Source organism: Mycolicibacterium sp. CBM1 (genome assembly GCF_054073305.1).
Genome location: NZ_JBSXPP010000015.1, coordinates 1 through 18688 on the forward strand (window position 1 = coordinate 1; position 18688 = coordinate 18688).

At 64.4% G+C, this 18688-nt stretch carries 17 protein-coding genes and 3 pseudogenes; 11 read left to right on the top strand and 9 right to left on the bottom strand.

From position 1 onward, the window contains the following. The 8 genes and pseudogenes from ACXDF8_RS19020 to ACXDF8_RS19055 all read left to right on the top strand — a co-directional run. Positions 1–126, top strand: a pseudogene (locus ACXDF8_RS19020) (ABC transporter permease); the annotation flags it as partial. Between the two features lie 9 nt (positions 127–135). After that, on the top strand, positions 136–1413 hold the full coding sequence (locus tag ACXDF8_RS19025) for an MCE family protein (RefSeq protein WP_457224843.1): 1278 nt from the start codon (positions 136–138) through the stop codon (positions 1411–1413). Beyond that, positions 1410–2435, top strand: coding sequence for an MCE family protein (locus ACXDF8_RS19030; protein ID WP_457224844.1), 1026 nt, complete (start codon positions 1410–1412; stop codon positions 2433–2435). The genes ACXDF8_RS19025 and ACXDF8_RS19030 overlap by 4 nt, the downstream gene beginning before the upstream one ends. Beyond that, complete coding sequence (locus ACXDF8_RS19035; protein WP_457224845.1) at positions 2435–3517, top strand: MCE family protein; 1083 nt, start codon at positions 2435–2437, stop codon at positions 3515–3517. The genes ACXDF8_RS19030 and ACXDF8_RS19035 overlap by 1 nt, the downstream gene beginning before the upstream one ends. Further along, positions 3517–4944 carry an MCE family protein gene (locus ACXDF8_RS19040; protein ID WP_457224846.1) on the top strand — a complete coding sequence of 476 codons (1428 nt, stop codon included), beginning with the start codon at positions 3517–3519 and terminating at the stop codon, positions 4942–4944. The genes ACXDF8_RS19035 and ACXDF8_RS19040 overlap by 1 nt, the downstream gene beginning before the upstream one ends. Further along, positions 4941–6299, top strand: a complete 1359-nt coding sequence (locus tag ACXDF8_RS19045; protein WP_457224847.1) for an MCE family protein — start codon at positions 4941–4943, stop codon at positions 6297–6299. Before ACXDF8_RS19040 ends, ACXDF8_RS19045 begins: the two co-directional genes overlap by 4 nt. Then, on the top strand, positions 6299–8011 hold the full coding sequence (locus tag ACXDF8_RS19050; protein WP_457224848.1) for an MCE family protein: 1713 nt from the start codon (positions 6299–6301) through the stop codon (positions 8009–8011). The genes ACXDF8_RS19045 and ACXDF8_RS19050 overlap by 1 nt, the downstream gene beginning before the upstream one ends. 13 nt (positions 8012–8024) lie before the next feature. Then, positions 8025–8534 (top strand): Rv2253/PknI dimerization domain-containing protein, encoded by a 510-nt coding sequence (locus tag ACXDF8_RS19055; protein ID WP_457224849.1) that lies wholly within the window; start codon positions 8025–8027, stop codon positions 8532–8534. A gap of 37 nt (positions 8535–8571) precedes the next feature. On the opposite strand, the gene ACXDF8_RS19060 is transcribed toward ACXDF8_RS19055, so the two are convergent. The 3 genes from ACXDF8_RS19060 to ACXDF8_RS19070 form a co-directional block, all read right to left on the bottom strand. Beyond that, entirely contained in the window at positions 8572–9018 is a 447-nt protein-coding gene (locus ACXDF8_RS19060) for an Rv2576c family protein (protein WP_457224850.1), read from the bottom strand. A 2-nt stretch (positions 9019–9020) separates the two neighbouring features. Further along, a complete protein-coding gene (locus ACXDF8_RS19065) occupies positions 9021–9464 on the bottom strand; it encodes a hypothetical protein (RefSeq protein ID WP_457224970.1) in 444 nt (147 codons plus the stop codon). A gap of 124 nt (positions 9465–9588) precedes the next feature. Further along, complete coding sequence (locus ACXDF8_RS19070) at positions 9589–10296, bottom strand: Rv1363c family protein (RefSeq protein WP_457224851.1); 708 nt, start codon at positions 10294–10296, stop codon at positions 9589–9591. 254 nt (positions 10297–10550) lie between these two features. Between ACXDF8_RS19070 and ACXDF8_RS19075 the strand changes: the two genes are divergently transcribed. Further along, positions 10551–10907: a hypothetical protein gene (locus ACXDF8_RS19075; RefSeq protein ID WP_457224852.1), complete on the top strand. Its 357-nt coding sequence runs from the start codon at positions 10551–10553 to the stop codon at positions 10905–10907. Between the two features lie 25 nt (positions 10908–10932). On the opposite strand, the pseudogene ACXDF8_RS19080 reads toward ACXDF8_RS19075, so the two are convergent. Next, positions 10933–11115, bottom strand: a pseudogene (locus ACXDF8_RS19080) (cytochrome P450); the annotation flags it as partial. Between the two features lie 179 nt (positions 11116–11294). Between ACXDF8_RS19080 and ACXDF8_RS19085 the strand changes: the two are divergent. Then, on the top strand, positions 11295–11981 hold the full coding sequence (locus ACXDF8_RS19085) for a TetR/AcrR family transcriptional regulator (protein WP_457224853.1): 687 nt from the start codon (positions 11295–11297) through the stop codon (positions 11979–11981). On the opposite strand, the gene ACXDF8_RS19090 is transcribed toward ACXDF8_RS19085, so the two are convergent. Together ACXDF8_RS19090 and ACXDF8_RS19095 are read right to left on the bottom strand one after the other, a co-directional pair. After that, on the bottom strand, positions 11897–12313 hold the full coding sequence (locus tag ACXDF8_RS19090) for an Rv2576c family protein (protein ID WP_457224971.1): 417 nt from the start codon (positions 12311–12313) through the stop codon (positions 11897–11899). The genes ACXDF8_RS19085 and ACXDF8_RS19090 overlap by 85 nt on opposite strands. Positions 12314–12539: 226 nt before the next feature. Continuing rightward, positions 12540–12853, bottom strand: a pseudogene (locus ACXDF8_RS19095) (enoyl-CoA hydratase/isomerase family protein); the annotation flags it as partial. Positions 12854–12935: 82 nt separating this feature from the next. On the opposite strand from ACXDF8_RS19095, the gene ACXDF8_RS19100 reads away from it, so the two are divergent. After that, positions 12936–14468, top strand: a complete 1533-nt coding sequence (locus ACXDF8_RS19100) for an AMP-binding protein (RefSeq protein WP_457224854.1) — start codon at positions 12936–12938, stop codon at positions 14466–14468. Positions 14469–14542: 74 nt separating this feature from the next. Here the strand turns inward: ACXDF8_RS19100 and ACXDF8_RS19105 are convergent, their stop codons facing one another. From ACXDF8_RS19105 to ACXDF8_RS19115, 3 genes are all read right to left on the bottom strand, one after another. After that, complete coding sequence (locus tag ACXDF8_RS19105; RefSeq protein WP_457224855.1) at positions 14543–15991, bottom strand: aldehyde dehydrogenase family protein; 1449 nt, start codon at positions 15989–15991, stop codon at positions 14543–14545. Positions 15992–16071: 80 nt separating this feature from the next. Next, positions 16072–17709 (bottom strand): FAD-dependent oxidoreductase, encoded by a 1638-nt coding sequence (locus ACXDF8_RS19110; RefSeq protein ID WP_457224856.1) that lies wholly within the window; start codon positions 17707–17709, stop codon positions 16072–16074. A gap of 148 nt (positions 17710–17857) precedes the next feature. Further along, a complete protein-coding gene (locus ACXDF8_RS19115; RefSeq protein WP_457224857.1) occupies positions 17858–18559 on the bottom strand; it encodes an IclR family transcriptional regulator in 702 nt (233 codons plus the stop codon). Positions 18560–18688: the final 129 nt, after the last annotated feature.

Consider the following 18688-nt stretch of genomic DNA (forward strand, 5'->3'; position numbering starts at 1 on the left):
CCCTCCGGCGTCGGCGTCGCCGTGGGCAACGCGGTCCGCACCTCCCTGATCGTGGTGGTCTCAGTGACCCTGCTCATCTCACTGGCCATCTACGGCTCCAACGGCAACTTCAACCTGTCCGGATAGGGAGCAGACGTGACGCAAAATCTGGGCCCCGGTCCGACCGACCGGTCGGAGACCGATTCGGCCGCAGCTCCGATGGCGGCCAAGCCTGGACAGAGCTTCGGGGCGCGCAGCTATGCCCGCCCGCTCGCGGGCATGTTGACCGTCGTCACGCTGGCGGCCATCGTGGCCGTCGCGATCGGTCTGTTCCGTGGCAGCTTTACCAAAACCGTTCCCGTGACGGTCATCTCTGATCGCGCGGGGCTGGTGATGAACCCCGACGCCCGAGTGAAGATGCGCGGTGTCCAGGTCGGCAAGGTCGCCTCGATCGACTCACTGCCCGACGGTAAGGCCGCGCTGCACCTGGCGATGGATCCCGCACAGCTGCGCAAGATCCCATCCAACGTCGTCGCCGACATCGCCTCGACCACGGTCTTCGGCGCCAAGTACGTCAACTTCGAACCACCTGCGCAGCCGTCGCCGAAACCGATGTATGCCGGCCAGGTTCTGCAGGGGCAGCACGTCACTGTCGAGATCAACACGGTGTTCCAGCAGCTGACGCAGGTGCTCAACAAGCTCGATCCCGTGCAGCTGAACGAGACGCTGGGTGCACTCGCGTCGGCGTTCGGGGGACGCGGCAAGCAATTCGGCCAGACCGTGGCCGACTTCGACAGCTTGTTGGCCAAGCTCGAGCCCAGCTTGCCGAACCTCGCCCGCGATATCGAACTCAGCGTGCCGGTGGCCGCCGCATATGCCGACGCCGCACCGGATCTGGTTCAGACGGTGCAAAATACAATCAAGGTCAGTCAGACCCTCGTCGACGAGCAGGCGAACCTCGATACGTTCTTGGTTAATATGATCGGGCTGGCCGACACGGGCAATGACGTTGTCGGCAACAATCGGGAGGCGCTGAGCAATGTGCTCAAGCTGTTGGTACCGACCACCGACTTGCTCTACGAGTACGCGCCGGCCATCACCTGCACGCTCAAAGGTATGGACTTCATGCTGCACCAGCCGCCGGCGATGGATCCCGGCATCATTGTGAATGTCGCGTTCGTGCTGGGAATCGAACGCTATCGCTACCCGTCGAATGTGCCCAAGGTTGGGGCCAAGGGTGGTCCGAATTGCATGGGCTTGCCCGACATTGGATTCGGCAACCGCGCCAAGTACCTCGTAACCGACACCAACGCCAACCCTTGGCAGTACGGTAACCGGGGCATCGTGCTCAATTCCGACGGTCTCAAGCAGCTGCTGTTCGGTCCCTTGGACGGCCCGCCGCGTAACACCGCACAGATCGGACAGCCGGGATGATGCGCGGCACAAGCACACTCATCAAATTCTCGGTGTTCGCCACCGTGGCGGTGGTCATGACCGGGTTCCTCTTCTTGACATTCAGCAATTACCGCAGCGGTTCGACCGCGGAGTATTCGGCGGTGTTCACCGACGCATCGCGGTTGAAGAGCGGCGATACCGTGCGCGTCGCCGGAGTCCGGATCGGCACTGTCAGCAGCGTGGACCTGCAGCCCGACAAGAGTGTCCTGGTCAACTTCGATGCCGACCGCGACATCGTGCTGACCACGGGAACCAAAGCAGCCGTGCGATATTTGAATCTGACCGGCGACCGGTACCTGGAACTCATCGACGGCCCCGGCTCGACGCGGGTGTTGCCGGCGGGTGCGCAGATCCCGAAGGACCGCACCCAAAGCGCACTGGATCTGGATCTCTTGCTCGGTGGTCTGCGGCCGGTGATTCAAGGGCTCAATCCGCAAGATGTCAACGCGCTCACCTCGTCGCTGATCAATATCCTGCAGGGCCAGGGCGACACACTTGACTCCCTGCTGAGCAAGACTTCGTCGTTCTCGAATGCGTTGGCCGACAACAGCCAAACTGTCCAGGAGCTGGTCGACAATCTCAAGGTGGTCGTGGAAACGCTGGCCAAAGATGGCGACAAGTTCTCCGGGACCATCGACAAGCTGGAGAAGTTGATCAGCGGCTTGGCGCAGGATCGTAACCCCATCGGCACGGCGATCACTTCGCTGGACAACGGAACTGCCTCCCTGACCAGTCTTCTCAACCAGGCTCGTGTCCCACTGAAGGGGGATATCGAACAGCTCAACCGTCTGGCGCCGCTGCTTGATGATCACCAAATCGTGCTTGACAGGGGCCTTCAGCGCGGGCCCGACAACTACCGCAAGATGGCCCGGCTCGGGGCATACGGCAGCTGGATCATGTACTACATCTGTGGAGTTTCCATCCGCGTCACAGATCTTCAAGGCCGGACAGCGGTCTTCCCGATGATCAAACAAGAAGCCGGTAGGTGTGCGGAGCCCTGATGCTGAAATACCGTGAATCAAGCTTGTACCGCGCCGGCTTCATCGGCGCAGTCCTGATCATGCTCGTGATCGCCGTGGGGTTGCAGCCCGAGCGGTTGGTGCAGTTGGCGACCTCGGTGCGCCACCAGGCCTTGTTCAGCGAGGCCGGTGGGATCACCGTCGGCAACGACGTGACGCTTTCGGGGATCAAAATCGGTTCGGTCACCGGGATTTCGCTCGACAATGGTGACGCACTCGTCACCTTCACCACCGCGGGCAGATACCCGCTCGGATCGCAGACCGCCGCGCACATTCGCACCGGTTCCCTGTTGGGTGAGCGCGTGCTCACCCTGGAGTCAGCCGGTAGCGGAACCCTGCGCTCCAGTGACGTGATCCCCACGACCCGCACGTCATCGCCGTACTCACTCACCGAAGCGGTCAGCGATCTGACCAGCAATACGGCAGGCACCGACACGGCCGCGCTCAATCAGTCGCTCGACACACTGTCGGCGACGATCGACCAACTTGCTCCCAAGCTGGGCCCGACGTTCGACGGCCTGAGCCGATTGTCCCGATCGCTTAACAGCCGCAACGAGAACCTGGCCGGTCTGTTGAAGAGTGCCGCTGACGTCACCACGGTGTTGGGGCAGCGCAGCCAGCAGCTCAATACTTTGATCCTCAACGCGAACGATCTACTCGGAGTGCTCAATGATCGGCGCGAGGCGATCGTCGACCTGATGGCCAACACCGCGGCGGTGTCTCGGCAGCTCAGCGGGTTGGTCGCCGACAACGAGAAGGAATTGGCTCCGACGCTGCAGCGGCTGAACTCGGTGTTCGCGATGTTGGAGCGCAACAAGGAGAACATCGCCAAGATGTTGCCCGATTTGAAGAAATTCATCCTGTCCGAGGGTGAAACGCTGGCCAACGGCCCGTACTACAACGCCTATGTGCCGAACCTGCAGCCCGCGCAGATTCTCCAGCCTTTCTTCGACTACGCGCTCGGCTTCCGGCGCGGCGTCAATGCCGGCCAGCCGTCGGACAATGCCGGACCGCGGGCCGAACTCCCGTTGCCCTACAACGGTATTCCGGGAGGTTCGCGCTGATGAGCCGCATACGTTCGGCGAAGGTTCTGGCAGTCGCGCTGGCTGGTCTGCTCATCGTGGGCGCTGCGGTACTGGTACACAACGTCTTCTTTGGCCCAAAGACGATTTCCGCTGTATTCCCCACGGCGACCGGCATTTATCCCGGCGACGATGTCCGGGTATCGGGTGTCAAAGTCGGCACCATCAAGGCCATCGAGCCGGAAGGTACCCAGACGAAGCTGGTGCTCGACGTCGACCGGGACGTGCCCATCCCCGCCGACGCTAAAGCGGTGATCGTCGCGCAGAACCTGGTTGCCGCCCGCTACGTCCAGCTGACTCCTGCCTACCGCAACAACAGCGGACCGAAGATGGCCGATGATGCGGTAATCCCCATGGACCGCACCGCGATACCGGTGGAGTGGGATCAGGTCAAAGAACAGCTCATGCGACTGGCTACCGAGCTCGGACCGCAGAGTGGCGTCTCGGACACGTCGGTGTCACGCTTCATCGACAGCGCCGCAAATGCTCTCGACGGCAACGGTGACAAGCTGCGCCAGACGATCACCGAGCTCGCCGGTGTGTCCCGTGTCCTAGCCAGCGGCAGCGGCAACGTGGTCGACATCATCAAGAATCTGCAGACCTTTGTCAGCGCCCTGCGCGACAGCAACCAGCAGGTGGTGTCGTTCCAGAATCGGTTGGCCACGTTGACGAGCGTCGTCGACGGAAGTCGGTCCGACCTTGATGCCGCGCTGAAGAACCTGTCCGTGGCCATCGTCGACGTCCAGCGATTCGTCGCCGGCAGCCGCAACCAGACGGCCGAGCAGATCCAGCGCCTGACCAATGTGACCTCGAACCTGCTGGACAACAAGATGGAGATCGAGAACATTCTCCACATCGCCCCGAACGCGCTGTCCAACGCCTACAACATCTACAATCCCGTTACCGGCAGTGCGATCGGTCAGTTCGTGTTCAACAACTTCTCCAGCCCCACCGAATTCGTCTGTGGCGCAATCGGTGCCATCGAGAACACGACGGCGCCGGAAACTGCCAAACTCTGTCAAGAGTATCTGGGGCCGGCACTTCGCCTGCTGAACTTCAATTACATACCGATCCCTCTTGATCCCTATCTGATGCCCGTGCCACCACCCGAAGACCTGGTGTATTCGGAACCGAACCTCGCACCGGGAGCGGGGGGCCCGGTTCCTCGAACGCCGCCGCTGCCCCCCACTATCTCCGCCTACGAAGGCGTCGCTCCTGGGCCACCACCGTTTACCGGGCGTGCTCCTGGAGAGGCGCCTCCGGGAGCTGCCCAGCTGCTGCCCGGCGGAGCGCCGGCGCAGCCGCCCAGTGTGCTGTCGTCGCTACCCAGCATGCTGAACCCGACAGGGGCCGAGCCCGGTCCCGCACCCAGCGGTCCAATGGCCGCCGAAGCAGGGGGGACGCCATGATCGGCGGAAGATCGCTGCGCAGGGCGGTGATTGCCGGCTGCGGTGTCGCGGTAACCGCCAGTGGCTGCGCCTTCCAAGGCGTCAACTCGCTGCCGCTGCCCGGCGCGGTCGGGCGTGGTTCCGACGCCAGCGTCTACCATGTCGAAATTGCGAATACCGCGACGTTGGAGCCGAATTCGCCGGTGATGATCAACGATGTCGTCGTCGGCAGTGTCCGCAAGCTGACGGTCAAGAACTGGCACGCCGACGTGGAGTTCTCGGTGAAGCCCGATATCGCGGTGCCCGCCAACGCGGTTGCCGCAGTGGGGCAGACCAGCCTGCTGGGCTCGATGCACCTGTCCTTGAATCCGCCGATCGGACAGGCCCCGAGTGGCCGGCTCACCCCAGGCGCGACCATCCCGTTGAACGATTCGTCGACCTACCCGACCACCGAACAGACACTGTCGTCGCTTGCGGCAGTGGTCAATGGCGGCGGTCTCGGCCAGATCGGTGATGTCATCCACAACTTCAGCACCGCGGTCAGCGGTAATGAGGCTGCCTTTCGCGACCTGATCACGCGACTGGACACCTTCGTTGGCACTCTCGACGCGCAGCGGGACAACATCGTGTCGGCCATTCAGTCGCTCAACCGCTTGGCGTCCACCTTCGCCGGTCAGCGCGACGTCCTGACCACGGCACTGGAAAAGATTCCGCCGGCGCTCGATGTCCTGATCAAGGAACGCCCCACGTTGACAACCGCATTGCAGAGGCTTGGGACGTTCAGCGACACGGCTAACAAGCTCGTCAACGATTCCCAGGCCGACCTGGTAGCGAACCTCAAGAATCTGGAGCCCGCGATCAAAGCCTTCGCCGATGTCGGCCCCAATTTGGACCAGGTTATTGAGTTCGCGGGTCATTTTCCGTTCACACAGCAGTTCATGGACCGCGCGATCCGCGGTGATTACTACAACTTGTATGCGACCGTCGACTTCACCATTCCGCGTTTGAAGCGCACCATGTTCCAGGGCACCCGGTGGGAGCAGGAGGGTGCCGAGGTCATTCCCGCACCTGGTGATCCGACGTACTTGAATTACACCTACGACCCGTTGAAGACCGGGGTCAATCCGCCACCGCCGGATGACACTCCGGCTGACGCGCCGCCTGACGCGCCGCCGCCGCCGTCGGCGGTCGCGGACGTGGGTCCGATCCTGCCGTTCGTGCCGCCAGCGCCGATCGTCGCGCCCGGTACGCAGATCTACACCGAGGCCCAACTGGCGGCGACGGGCGTGGCTCCGATCTTCGCTGGACCTTATGGGGCGCAACCCAATCCGCCGGCCAACGTGCCCCCGGCACCGCCAACGGGAGCGGGTGGCTGATGCTCACACGTTTCGTAAGAACTCAGCTGATCATCTTCACGATCGCGTCGATTGTCGGCGTGGGCATCATGCTGTTCACCTACATCCAGGTTCCCACTCTGCTGGGGTTGGGCCGCCTCACCGTGAAACTCGACCTCCCCGCCACCGGTGGCCTGTACAAGTTCGGCAACGTCACCTATCGGGGCCTGCAGATTGGCAAGGTCACATCGATAGCGCTGACGGATACCGGCGCACAGGCGACGTTGTCGCTGGACACGTCGCCGAAAATCCCCGCGGATCTCAAGGCCGAGGTGCGCAGCATGTCGGCGGTGGGCGAGCAGTACGTCGAGCTGTTGCCACGCACCGACAAGCCGCCGTACCTGCAGGACGGCTCGGTGATCCCGGTTGGCAACACGTCGATCCCGCAAGCGGTGGGCCCGATGCTCGATCAGGTCAGCAAGTTGGTAGACACGATTCCCAAAGAGAAGCTGAGCCAGTTGCTGGGGGAGGCGTACCAAGCCTTCAACGGAACGGGTTACGACTTCGGCTCGCTGATCGATTCCGGCTCAACGATCACCAGAGACGTCAACGCAGCCAGCGACAACACGCGAGCCCTCATCGACGACTCGATGCCGTTCCTGGACGCGCAGGCTCAGACAGCTGATTCGACCCGGACTTGGGCGGCCAGTCTCTCCGGTATCACCGGGCAGTTGGCGAACAACGATGACCAGTTCAGGTCCATTCTGCGGGACGGTCCGGCGTTCGCTCAGGAGACGTCAAAGCTGCTTGAGCAGATCAAGCCAACGCTTCCGGTGTTGTTGGCGAACCTGACGACTTTCGGCCAGATCGGCGTCACCTACAACCCGTCGCTCGAGCAGCTGTTCGTCCTGGTTCCGCCGTTCGTCGCACAGATCCAGACTTATGCACCGACGAACAACCCCACCGGCATGCCCAACGCCGGTGAATTCTCGCTCGGCTTGGGGGATCCCGCCTCGTGTACGGTCGGCTTCCTGCCGCCGTCCTCGTGGCGCAACCCCGCCGACACGTCAATCGTCGACACCCCGGACAACCTCTACTGCAAGCTGCCGCAGGATTCTCCGGTCGCTGTACGCGGGGCGCGGAACTACCCGTGCATGGAGCACCCGGGCAAGCGCGCTCCGACAGTCGAACTGTGCAACGACCCGAATGGGTTCCAGCCGTTGGCGCAGCGCCAACACGTCACCGGTCCCTATCCGATCGATCCCAATCTGGTGGCCCAGGGCGTCCCCATCGACAGTCGTGCGCTCCCGGACTCCAATATCTTCGGGCCGCTGCAGGGCACGCCGCTGCCACCGGGGGTGAGCGCGCCACCGCCGGGAGCGCCGCCGGTGGACTCACCGCCGCCGAACTTTGCCGGTACCGGCCCCGGACCGCTGCTGCCCGGTCAGCCCATTTACCAGGAGCCGCCGGTGTCCCCGCCAGGCCCGCAGGGCGACATCGGACCGGCGCCGATCAACCTCCCGGGTCCGCCTCCCGATCAGGTACCCACCGATCAACCTGCTCCGCCGGCGGATGGCGTGGTTCCGCAGGCGGCCCCGAGCGCATTCGATCGCGGTGCGCAGAAGGCGCCGGTCCTGCAGGTCGCCAAGTACGACCCACGTAGCGGCCAGTACATGGGCAGCGACGGGACGTTGTACCGCCAGACAGATTTAGCCAAGCCGGCAGCGACGTGGCAGGACATGCTGCAGAGCTGAAAGGGGTATGTCGATGCCGATTCGTGGACTTCAGGCAGTGGCGGCCGTCTTCGGGGCCGTCGCTCTCGTCGGGCTGAGCTGCGCGACACCCGCTGCGGCGGCAGAAGATTGGGGAATCAACGGTACGTTTGCGACATCGTCCAACGGCGATTGGGCAAAGGTCAACGAGCGTTACCAGGATCAGCCGTCCGAACGCAGCACCTGGACGATTTCGACCACCTGCATCTCACCAACGGAGTGCAGCGGCACCGTGCAGAGTGACGCGGGCTGGGCCGCCGCGATCTACACCACAGACGGCCTGTGGTACGTCAAACGCACGATCCCGAACTGGCGGTTCTGCGCTGACGGGGCAGCGATCGAGGGTTTCCAAGAGTACAAGATCTATCCGATCGGCCCCGACGGGCGCTATGACGTCGCCGGGGACGAGTACACCGGCCAGAACCGTGTGATCGGCCCGAGTGGCTCGTGCGGCCGTAACCAGTGGCCGGTGATCTCGATGCCGTTCTACATGAAGAGGCTGTAGCGCAAGCCGATATCCCTGGTCGGCTGGCAGCGCGGTGCTACCAGTTACGCAGTGAGCACAGCGCACCCTTGGGTCCGCTGGCGGTCTTCACGACCACCCCGTTGATCGCCATGGTGCAGTTGAAACCGGCCGCCGCCAGCGGCAGCGCGCCCTGGGCCTGTACGAGAACCATGCCCCACTGAATCGGATCTGCCAGGGTGGTCTCGAGAACCCACGGCTTACTCGGCCCGACGGTGGCTTCGGCGTTGGGGCTGAAGAGGTAGGGATCGTGGCTGTAATCGGAGAACGTGGGCGGATCGGTATCCCGGTAATAGATCTCGGCATTGACCGGGTTGTCGGCAGTAACGGTGTAGCGCACGTTATATACCGGGGGCGGCGACGGATCCGCCGGCGGCGGTTCATCGGCCTGGGCGGGTGACGCGAGGCTGGTTGTTGTGCACAGAACGGCGAGAATGACGGCGGACATCTTCGAGGCGGTTTGCATCGTCACATCCGGCTCAGGCTGAAGGGGTATGTGAGGGTGCCACCAGGTGCGCCGTCGCAACCGGCATCGAACGACGAGACCATCGATCCGGTCAGCGTCGTCGCGTCCCACGTATAGACATCATGGGTGGGAATTGTTGGGCCGTAATAGATGTCACCGCAGCGCAGGCCGAAGGGATCGTCGATGGTGAAGGTGTACTGGCCGTTTACCAGGTGGACGTCGCCGACACTTTGCACGGCCTTCGCGATCGGCCGCGGCAGCGTCAGGATGTGGATGCAATCGGCGACGATGTTTCCGTCAGCGTCTTTGCAAGGATTCGTCGCCGACCAGACCCAGGTGTGGAAGTCCCTGCGGTCGGGCATGATCAGCTCGTAATTGCCCAGGTACATCTCGGCGGTGGCGGGCGGGGCGAACATCACCGCGGACGCCACCAGCGCCGCAGTCATGACGAGGGACTTCAAACCGGCTTCCTCCACGTTCGCTGAGCTCGACTGCGAGATTGGCATTCTCGTGAATGGAGAATACTAGCTCTGGGCTGTTCGGAGAACGGGTTCGGCAGCTTCCGTCGCGTCAGGCGAATTCGACGTCGGAGATTTTCAACTGGTCGCCGTCGCGGACCAGGCTGACCACGACTCGCCACACTCGCGGCTGTTGGTCCTGCTTGGGAGCATCTGGCCCGGTTCGCTGCGAGGTCGCAGCGACCAGCACGGTCGCGGAGTTCACGTCCATCGACTCGACGGCGGCATCGTTGACGGTGACTTTGGTGATGATCTTCGCGTCTTGCAGCGCCTTGATCAGATCACCGGAGCCGTCCTCGAAATTCGCTTTGAACTTGCCTGTGGAGTCGTCGATGACCCGTTGGACGCTTTCTTTGGCGTGGGTGTAGTCCAACGACATGAGGTTGACCACGCCCTGGCGCGCGGCGGCCGCGAACTCAGCTGACAGATGCCGCTGCTGTTGGGCATTGCGGTGTTGCCAGACCATGTATCCGGTGGCGCCAAGCAGGGCGGCGATTACCGCGACAACGGCAACGGCGGCGGCCGCCGCCGCCAGATGCCGCCCGCGCTTGCCTTTCGGTGAGACGTCCTCGGCGCCGGACTCGATCACGGTCTTCGGCGGTGCCGGCGTCTCGTCACGCGAGGCTTCCAGCTTGCGGCGCAATTCGTTTGCGCGCGCACGGGCGGCCTGGGCGCGTTCCTCGGCCGCAGCGGCCGCAGCCTCGGCCGCCTCGGCGGAAACGGCGCCGTCGGGCGCTTCGGATTCACTTTTGCCCGGCATGGGACCTCCTCATCCATCACGGTCGCATGGCGAAGGGCGACGCTAGCACTGGTGGCCAGCATTCCACAGCTGCGGTTCCACCCTCTGTGGGGTTGCTCGGCGCCAGGTCCGACGAGAACGCGATTTTTCCCGTTCTTCGCGTTCTTCCCGGATTTCTTTCCTGAGCCGGAGAATTCGCTTACCGAGTATGCGAAAGTATTCGAGTGCGATCGACCGTGCCAGTTCTTGCTGCACTCCTGACGGCGGGATTGTTGATGCCGGCGTCGGCCTCCGCGGACCCGGCGGCGACGCCGATCAACGCCAATGAGTGCAATGACGCGTTCTGCACTCCGGGCATCACGCCCGGGGTCGAACTCGGAGCCCCGTGCGGCAACACGACCTACTACGTCTTCGGAGTCGATACCCGAAACAACTGGGGCCGACTGATCTTCTGTGGTTCGCCACGGCGCTACGAGCCCCGCTACTTCCGGTCGCCGCCGATGGTCGGTGTCAAGGACCTGAACGCCAGCTGCACTGGTTATGAGGGTTCGGTGGCGCAGGCGCCGGACGGAATGTTCCTGTCGTGCCTGGCATCCGGTGGGATGACCCGCTGGGTGCAGGGCGACGCCTAGCGGCCGCTCGGGCTGCCCAACCCCGTCAGTTCCTGCACGTGAATCGGACGTGGATGTCGGTGCGCCCACGCAGGATGTAGGTCGGTTCGTAGCGGTATCGGCGGTTGCCGGCCGGTCCGTGGAATTCCGCGTCGATGGTGATGTCGCCCATCCGGCCCAGGGACACCCGGCCATCGACCCGCGCGAGCGGACCCATCCGGGTACTGTGCCGAAGCCAGCGGTGCGGAAGTCGACGGTGGCAAAGTCGGTCATGAGCGTGCGTCCTCCTGGGGTCCCGAACTGCCGTGGGCTTGCTAAGCGTGTGTCTCGACACGTGGTCAACGATCGCTTCCCGCGGTCCACGTACGATCGGCGTGTTCGGGTGGCGCTCAATGAGACGGGGTAGGAATGGCATCGGCGCGGCGGATCGGGGCGCCCGAAGCGAAGAATCGCAAGGTGCTTCTCGATGCCGCCGAACAGTTACTCCTCGACGAGGGCTATGCGGCGGTGACCTCACGCCGGGTCGCTGACAAGGCGGGACTCAAACCGCAGCTCGTGCACTATTACTTCCGCACCATGGATGACCTCTTCCTCGAGGTGTTTCGCCGCTATGCCGACCAGGGCATGGAGGCTCACCGGCGGGCGCTGCAGAGTCCGCAGCCGTTGTGGGCGTTGTGGCGATTCGGTATCAACCCGACCGCCAGCCGGCTGACCATGGAGATGGCCGCGCTGGCCAACCACCGGAAGGCCTTGGGCGCGGAGATCTCGCGATACGCCGAGCGCTTCCGGGAACAGCAACGCGAAGTTTTCGTGACCGCGCTGGCCAAGCACGAGGTGTTGCCGGACGAGATCCCGCCGGTGGTCTGGTCGATCCTGCTGACCGGTTTGTCGACAGTGGTGATGCTGGGCGAGGCACTGGGCGTGACCGCGGGACACGCCGAGACACTCGACGTCGTCGAGCGGTATCTGACGCTGATGGAGGGTCCACCGCAGCCGATTGAGGACTCAGCTCACCAGTGGCGCAGTGAGCAGAGTGCACCCTTGGCGCCGGAGTTCTCCGCGACGACGACGCCATCCACGGCCAGCACGCAGTGAAAGTTCGGTGGCGTTGCGGATAACCCGCTGGTGGCCGCGACCATGGCCCACTCGTCGGGGTTCGCTAGCGCGACGTTGAGCACCCACTTCTGGGTCGGGCCGACATCGGCCTCGATCTTGGGGCTGAACATGTACGGGTCGTGACTGTAGTCCGACCAGGTCGGCGGTTCGGTGTCGCGGTAATAGATGTCGGCGGCGCGGAAGGGCCGCTCGGCGAAGACGCTGTAGGTGACCTGGTGCATCACCGGTTCCTCGGCGTAGGCCCTGACTTCGGCGGCCGCTACCCCGACAATTGCCATGGCGAGCGCGGAACCCACCCGGACGAACCTCATGGCGAAGCCTGGCACGCCGCCTCCTTAAGGGAAACCCGACCAACGGATTCTAGGTCGTCAGTGCGGCGTCGACCGGCGATTCGAGTGAGCTCAGGTGGCCTTGTTCAACACCCGTTCCGCGGCGGCCCAGTGCTCGTCGGACGCCCATAGCTCGGCAAATGCCGCGATTGCCTCGGCGGGCGTTGCCCCGACAATGACCCGTTTGATATGCCCGGCCGACCGGTTCGCCGCCGAGCGCGTGTCCGTTCAGCGCGGCGATCACAGGTGCGGGGAATCGTTCGATACGGTCGCAGCTCGTCCGCATCCGCCGTGCCATACCCGCCGCCTCGTCCCGGGTGCGCAGTGCACTGAGTTCTTTGAGATCGCCGCCCGAGACGAAGGCGCGGTTACCGCCACCGGCGATGACCAGAACCCTGGCGCCGGCCGCCGCGTCGAGGGCCTCCTCGAACTCGCCCATGGTCGACAGCGCGATGGCGTGCGGGCGTGCGAATGGTCGATCGTCAGGCCCGCCAGGCCGTCGCTGCAATCGAGGTCGACCATGGTTGGTTCTCCGATTTGGGTATTGGCATTCTCGGGCTGCGAGAATAGCATCGCCAGCGAACCCCGAGGTGCAGGCAGGTAGATGCGGAATATCCCAGTTGAGCTGAGGAAACAGTACGAGCAAGAGGGGTGGTGGACCCAGGAAACCCTCGGCGAACTGCTCGCCCGCGGGCTCGCCGCGAGCCCGAAGGCCGGCTTTCGCGTGCATTCCGAGGTCCGCCCGTTCACCGGCACATTCCGAGATGTCGAGATCATGGCCCGCCGCCTGGCCGCGGGCCTGCGCGCCCGGGGCGTCGGGCCGGGCGATGTCGTCGCCTTCCAGCTGCCCAACTGGGCGGAGGCCGCGGTCACTTTCTGGGCGTCGGCGTTCCTGGGGGCGGTGGTCGTGCCGATCGTGCACTTCTACGGCCGCAAGGAGTTGGGCTACATCATCGACACCGCCAAGCCCAGGGTGCTCATCACCACCGAGCGGTTCCGGCACATGGAGTTCCAAGCCGACCTCTGTGCCGACATCCCGATCGTCGGACTCGTCGGCACCGACTTCGAGGAACTGCTGGCCGACGAACCGATGGTCGGTGAACTGCATACCGATCCCGCCGCGCCTGCGCTCATCGCGTTCACCTCCGGTACCACCCGTGATCCGAAGGGGGTGATCCACAGCCATCAGACCCTCAGCTTCGAGACCCGCCAACTGCTGCAGAACTACCCGCCTGACCGCGGCCGCCAGATCACGGCCACCCCGGTCGGCCACTTCATCGGAATGGTGGGTGCCTTCCTCATTCCGGTCATCGAAGGTGCGCCGGTCGACCTCTGCGATGTGTTCGATCCGGGTCGAATCCTCGAACTGATGCAGAGCGAGGGCATGTCGTTGGGCGGCGGCCCGCCATACTTCGTGATGAGCCTGCTCGATCATCCGGACTTCACCGATGCGCATCTGTGCCGGATCACGACCGTCGGACTCGGTGGATCGACCGTACCCGCGGCGGTCACCCGCCGGCTCGCCGATCTTGGCATCTTCGTGTTTCGGTCCTACGGCAGCACCGAGCATCCCTCGATCACCGGGTCGGGGGCCGACGCGCCGGAGGACAAGCGTCTGCTCACCGACGGCGACGTCCGTCCTGGCGTGGAGATCCGGTTGACCGCCGAAGGCGAAATCCTCTCCCGGGGGCCCGACCTATGCCTGGGCTACACCGATGACGAGCTGACCGCTCAGGCGTTCGACGAGCAGGGCTGGTATCACACGGGCGATATCGGGATCCTCGACGAGGACGGCTATCTGACGATCACCGACCGCAAGGCGGACTTCATCATTCGCGGCGGGGAGAACATCAGCGCACTGGAGGTGGAAGAGCTACTGCTGGCCATGCCTCAGGTGGCCGAAGCGGTGGTGGTGGCCGCCCCGGAGCCACGGCTGGGCGAGCGGGTGGCTGCTGTCCTGCGGACTAGGGACGGCTACGCCATGCCCACGCTGGAGGAAGTCCGTGCGCACTTCCAGCGGTCGGGTGCTGCCAGGCAGAAATGGCCGGAGGAACTGCATCACGTCGACGACTACCCGCGCACTGCCAGCGGGAAGGTGCAGAAGTACCTGGTGCGCAAGGCAATTGCTGGGTGCTAGCCGCCGTCAATCAGTCCGGCAGGTTCATGTCGACCTGGTTGGCGGCGGCTAGCGAGCGGTGATGGAGCCGAAGCTCACAGACCGATATACACCGACTTCGTGTTGAAGTAAGCCTCCAGTCCCTTCTTGCCTCGCTCGCCGCCCCAACCCGACTGCTTGTGGCCACAGATCGGCATTGACGGATCGGCCGCCAATGCGGAGTTCACCCAGATCTGGCCGCCGCGAAGCGCATTCGCCACGCGGTGCGCGCGGCTGAGGTTTTCGGTCCAGATGGCACCGGCCAGCCCGTAGTCGGTGTCGTTGGCGGCGGCGATCGCTTCTTCCTCGTCGTCGAACGGGATCACCGAGCCGACGGGGCCGAAGATCTCCTCGCGGATCAGCCGCATATCCGGTGTGGTGTTGGCGATGATCGTCGCCTCGTAGAAGTATCCGCGACGGTCCATCGGCTTACCTCCGGTGATCACCTCGGCGCCGCGGCTCACGCCTTCGGAGACGATGTCATGCACTCGTTTGCGCTGCTTCTCGCTGATCAGCGGCCCGAGAACCGAGGTGGGGTCGTCGTATCCGCCCATCGGCAGCATCTGGGCAAATGCGGCCAGACCCTCGACGACCTGGTGGTAGATCTTGCGCTGAACGTAGATGCGGGAGGTGCAGGAGCAGTTCTGTCCCGACCCGGCGAGCAGACCCATACCGGCGCCCATGATCGCCTTCTCGAGGTTGGCGTCGTCGAACATGATCAGTGGCGACTTGCCCCCCAGCTCCAGCGTCAGGCGCTTGAGGTTGCCCGCCGCAGCCTTGACGATGAGCCGACCCACTTCGGTCGATCCGGTGAACGCGATCTTGTCGACGTCGTGGTGGGCGGTCAGCGCGGCGCCGGTGGTCTCGCCGTGGCCGGTGATGACGTTGAGGACACCGTCGGGCAGTCCTGCCTCACGGAAGATCTCTTCCAGCTTCAGCGCCGACAGCGGAGTCTCTTCGGCGGGCTTGAGTACCGCGCTGCATCCCGCCGCCAGCGCGGGTGCGACCTTCAACATGGCGATGAAGAAGGGCCCGTTCCACGGGATGATCAGGCCGACAACGCCGACCGGCTCCAACTGGGTGAAGGTGTGGTACTCCTCGAAGTGGCCGAGCAACCCATCGGAGATGAGGTTGGCCGATTCGCCGTGGATCTTGCCCACCCAGCCGGCGTAGTAGACGAGCATCTCGTTGGCGACCTTGATGATCTGCCGTGCGGCCATCGCGTTCATGCCGTTGTCGCGGGCTTCGATCTCGGCGAGTTCATCGGTGCGCGCCTTGATGATCTCCGCGGCACGGAAGAGCACTTCGGCTCGGTGGGCAGCGGGAAGCTTGCGCCACACCCCGGACTCGAAGGTTTCCCGGGCCCGGGCCACCGCCTCGTCGACGGCCGCCTGGTCGGCATGGGGGACTTCCGCGATCTGTTCCTCGGTCGAGGGATTGAAGACCGGGATGATCGCCGAGTTGCGGGATTCGAACACAGGATCGACATCAACGATGTTGCTCAATGTCTTTCACCCTTTCAGTATTGAAAAACTTGCGGAGTACGCAGGAAGGTCGTTTGCCGATCGCCGCCGGCAATCGGGGGTTAGTCGGGAAGTTTTACGGACGTGTCGGTAGCGGCGAAGTATCCGGCGCGGAACCCGAAGACCATCGCGGGACCGATGGTTCCGCCGGCGCCGCCGTAGGCGCGGCCGGTTACGCCAGCCATGGCGTTGCCAGCCGCGTAGAGCCCGGCAATCGGCGTGCCGCTGACATGCAGCACCCGGCCGTCGGCGTCGGTGCGCGGACCACCCTTGGTGCCCATCGAGCCGATCGAGATCGGCACCGCGAAGTACGGTGCGGTGTCGATGGGCCCCAACGTCTTTCCGGCGGTGGTCGTCGCCTTGTCGTCACCCCAATAGCCGTCGTAGGCACTGCCGCCGCGGCCGAAGTCGGGGTCGACCTCCTTGGCGACGTTGTCGTTCCAGCGGTTCAGAGTCGCCGCCAGCCCGTCGGGATCGATGCCCGTCTTCTCGCCCAGCTCGGTGAGATCCGCCGATTGGTTGAACCACTCGGGGGGAAGGCCGTCGGGCTCGATGCCCAGGAAGCCGTAATGCTTGAGGTGCAACGAGTCGAACACCATCCAGGCCGGGTCGTTGACGTAGCCGCCTCGCGGGTCGAGATAGTGGAACGCGCCGGCCATGGAGTTGTAGTCGCAGGCTTCGTTGACGAAACGCTTGCCTGCCCGGTTGACGATGATGCTGCGCGGACGGGTGCGCTCCAGCCGCACACTGCGGCTACGGGGCTTGCCCTCGATGGTGTCGTCGGGGATCTGCACGATCGGCACCCACCAGGCTTCGCCCATGTTGCCGAGATCCGCACCCGCGGCCATCGCCATGCGCAATCCGTCGCCGGTGTTGTTCGGCGGGGACACCGCGCCGCGCATCGGGCCACGCAGGAACGCGCCCGCCAGCGACTCGTCCCACTCGAAGCCGCCGGTGCCGAGGATCACGCCCTTACGTGCCCGCACGGCGATCTCCTTGTCGCCCAGCGCGATTCGTACACCGATCACCGAGCCGGCGTCGGTGATCAGCTCGAGTGCCCTGGCGCCGGTCACCGGCACGACACCGCGGTCCAGCAGACCTTTGAGCAGTCCGGCGATCAGCGCGGCGCCGGCCACGACGACCTCGCCGCCACGGTCGTCGACGTCGGCGTTGAGCCGCGCCCGGGTTTCGGCGTCGAAACCGACGTTGCTCCAGTCGGCGGGAAACGCCGTGATCTTCTGCGCCCACTCGCCCACGCGGGACACCTCATAGGGCATCGGGCTCAGCGACCGGCCTCCGACGGTCTTGCCGCCCGGCAGCTCGGGCTTGTAATCCATGTAACCAGGGGCGATTTCGAAGCGCGCGTCACTGTTGGCTTCGACGAAGTCGATCACCGACTCGCCGGTACGCACGAAGGTCGACACCAGCTCCTCGTCCATCGCGCCGAGGGCCTGGGCGCGCAGGTAGGCCATCGCGTCCTCGACGGGCAGGTCGACATCGGGGGAGCGGTGGTGGGCCGGTGTCCAGACGATGCCGCCGGACACCGCGGTGGTACCGCCGATGGTCTGGGCCTTCTCGTAGACCGCGACCGTGGCGCCGTTGACCGCAGCGGTCAGCGCTGCCGTCATCCCGGCAGCGCCGGTGCCGAGAACGACGACGTCGATCTCGTGGTCCCAGGCTTGCGTGGCAGGGTGCGCCATAGCGGGCTCCTCATCTCCAGTCCCATTGCGGCACACAAAAATTGGTGTGCATATAACGAACGTGGGTGTTCGGTTGTTGTCACGCTAACGACGTCGATCACGGGGTGTCAAGCGTGTGCGGCGGCATTTGCGCAGTTCAGCGGGGTGCTTAACTCAAAATCGCGGAAAGTCGTTCGGCGGCGGCGATCACGGTCTCCCTGCCGCGTAGCACGACATCCTCGCGATGGGAGATCAGGTTGATACACGTGGGCGGAGAAGCCGGCGGCCGGTGTACCGGGACGGCCAGGCCGTATGTGTTCGGCTCGACCTCGCCGTGGGTGATCACCCAACCCTGTTCGCGAGTCTTGGTTACCAGTGGGCGTTCGCCGGGCCGCGGCGTCATGCTGGCCAACAGCGCGATGCCCGCGGCGCCGCGTTCCAGGGGATGGCGGCTGCCTTCGTGGAAGGACAGCTGGTAGGACACGTGCGTGGGCACGATGACGGCGATCGCGACCTGTTGGTCGCCCTCGGCGATCAGAAGCGACACCGTGGTATCCAACTCGTCGGCGAGGCCGCGCAGGGTGGGAAGCCCGAGTTCGCGGATGTTGTTGTCGAACGACGCCCCGAGTGCGGCCAGCCCGGATGCCGGCCGGTACCGCCCGTCGTTTCCCTTGGCCACCAGCCGGTAGGACGCCAGGGTGCTCAACAGTCGGTAGGCGATGGTGCGGTGTACTCCGATGTGCTCGGCCACCTGCTGAATGGTCAGGCCGCCCTTGGTGGCGGCGACCAGCTGTAACGCCCGCAGGCCACGGGCCAGGGTCTGCGACCCCGGCGCGGTGCCGGTCGGGCTTTCCACCTGCGTTTGCGTCATGACGTCCTCATGGCTGAGATGCGGTGACTTCCACGGAGCACTCCGAGGCGCCTTGACAGACCGCATCGCGAGAGTGATGCTCTTAAACTATCGCACACCATAGTTCAATAAATACACACACCGCTTACA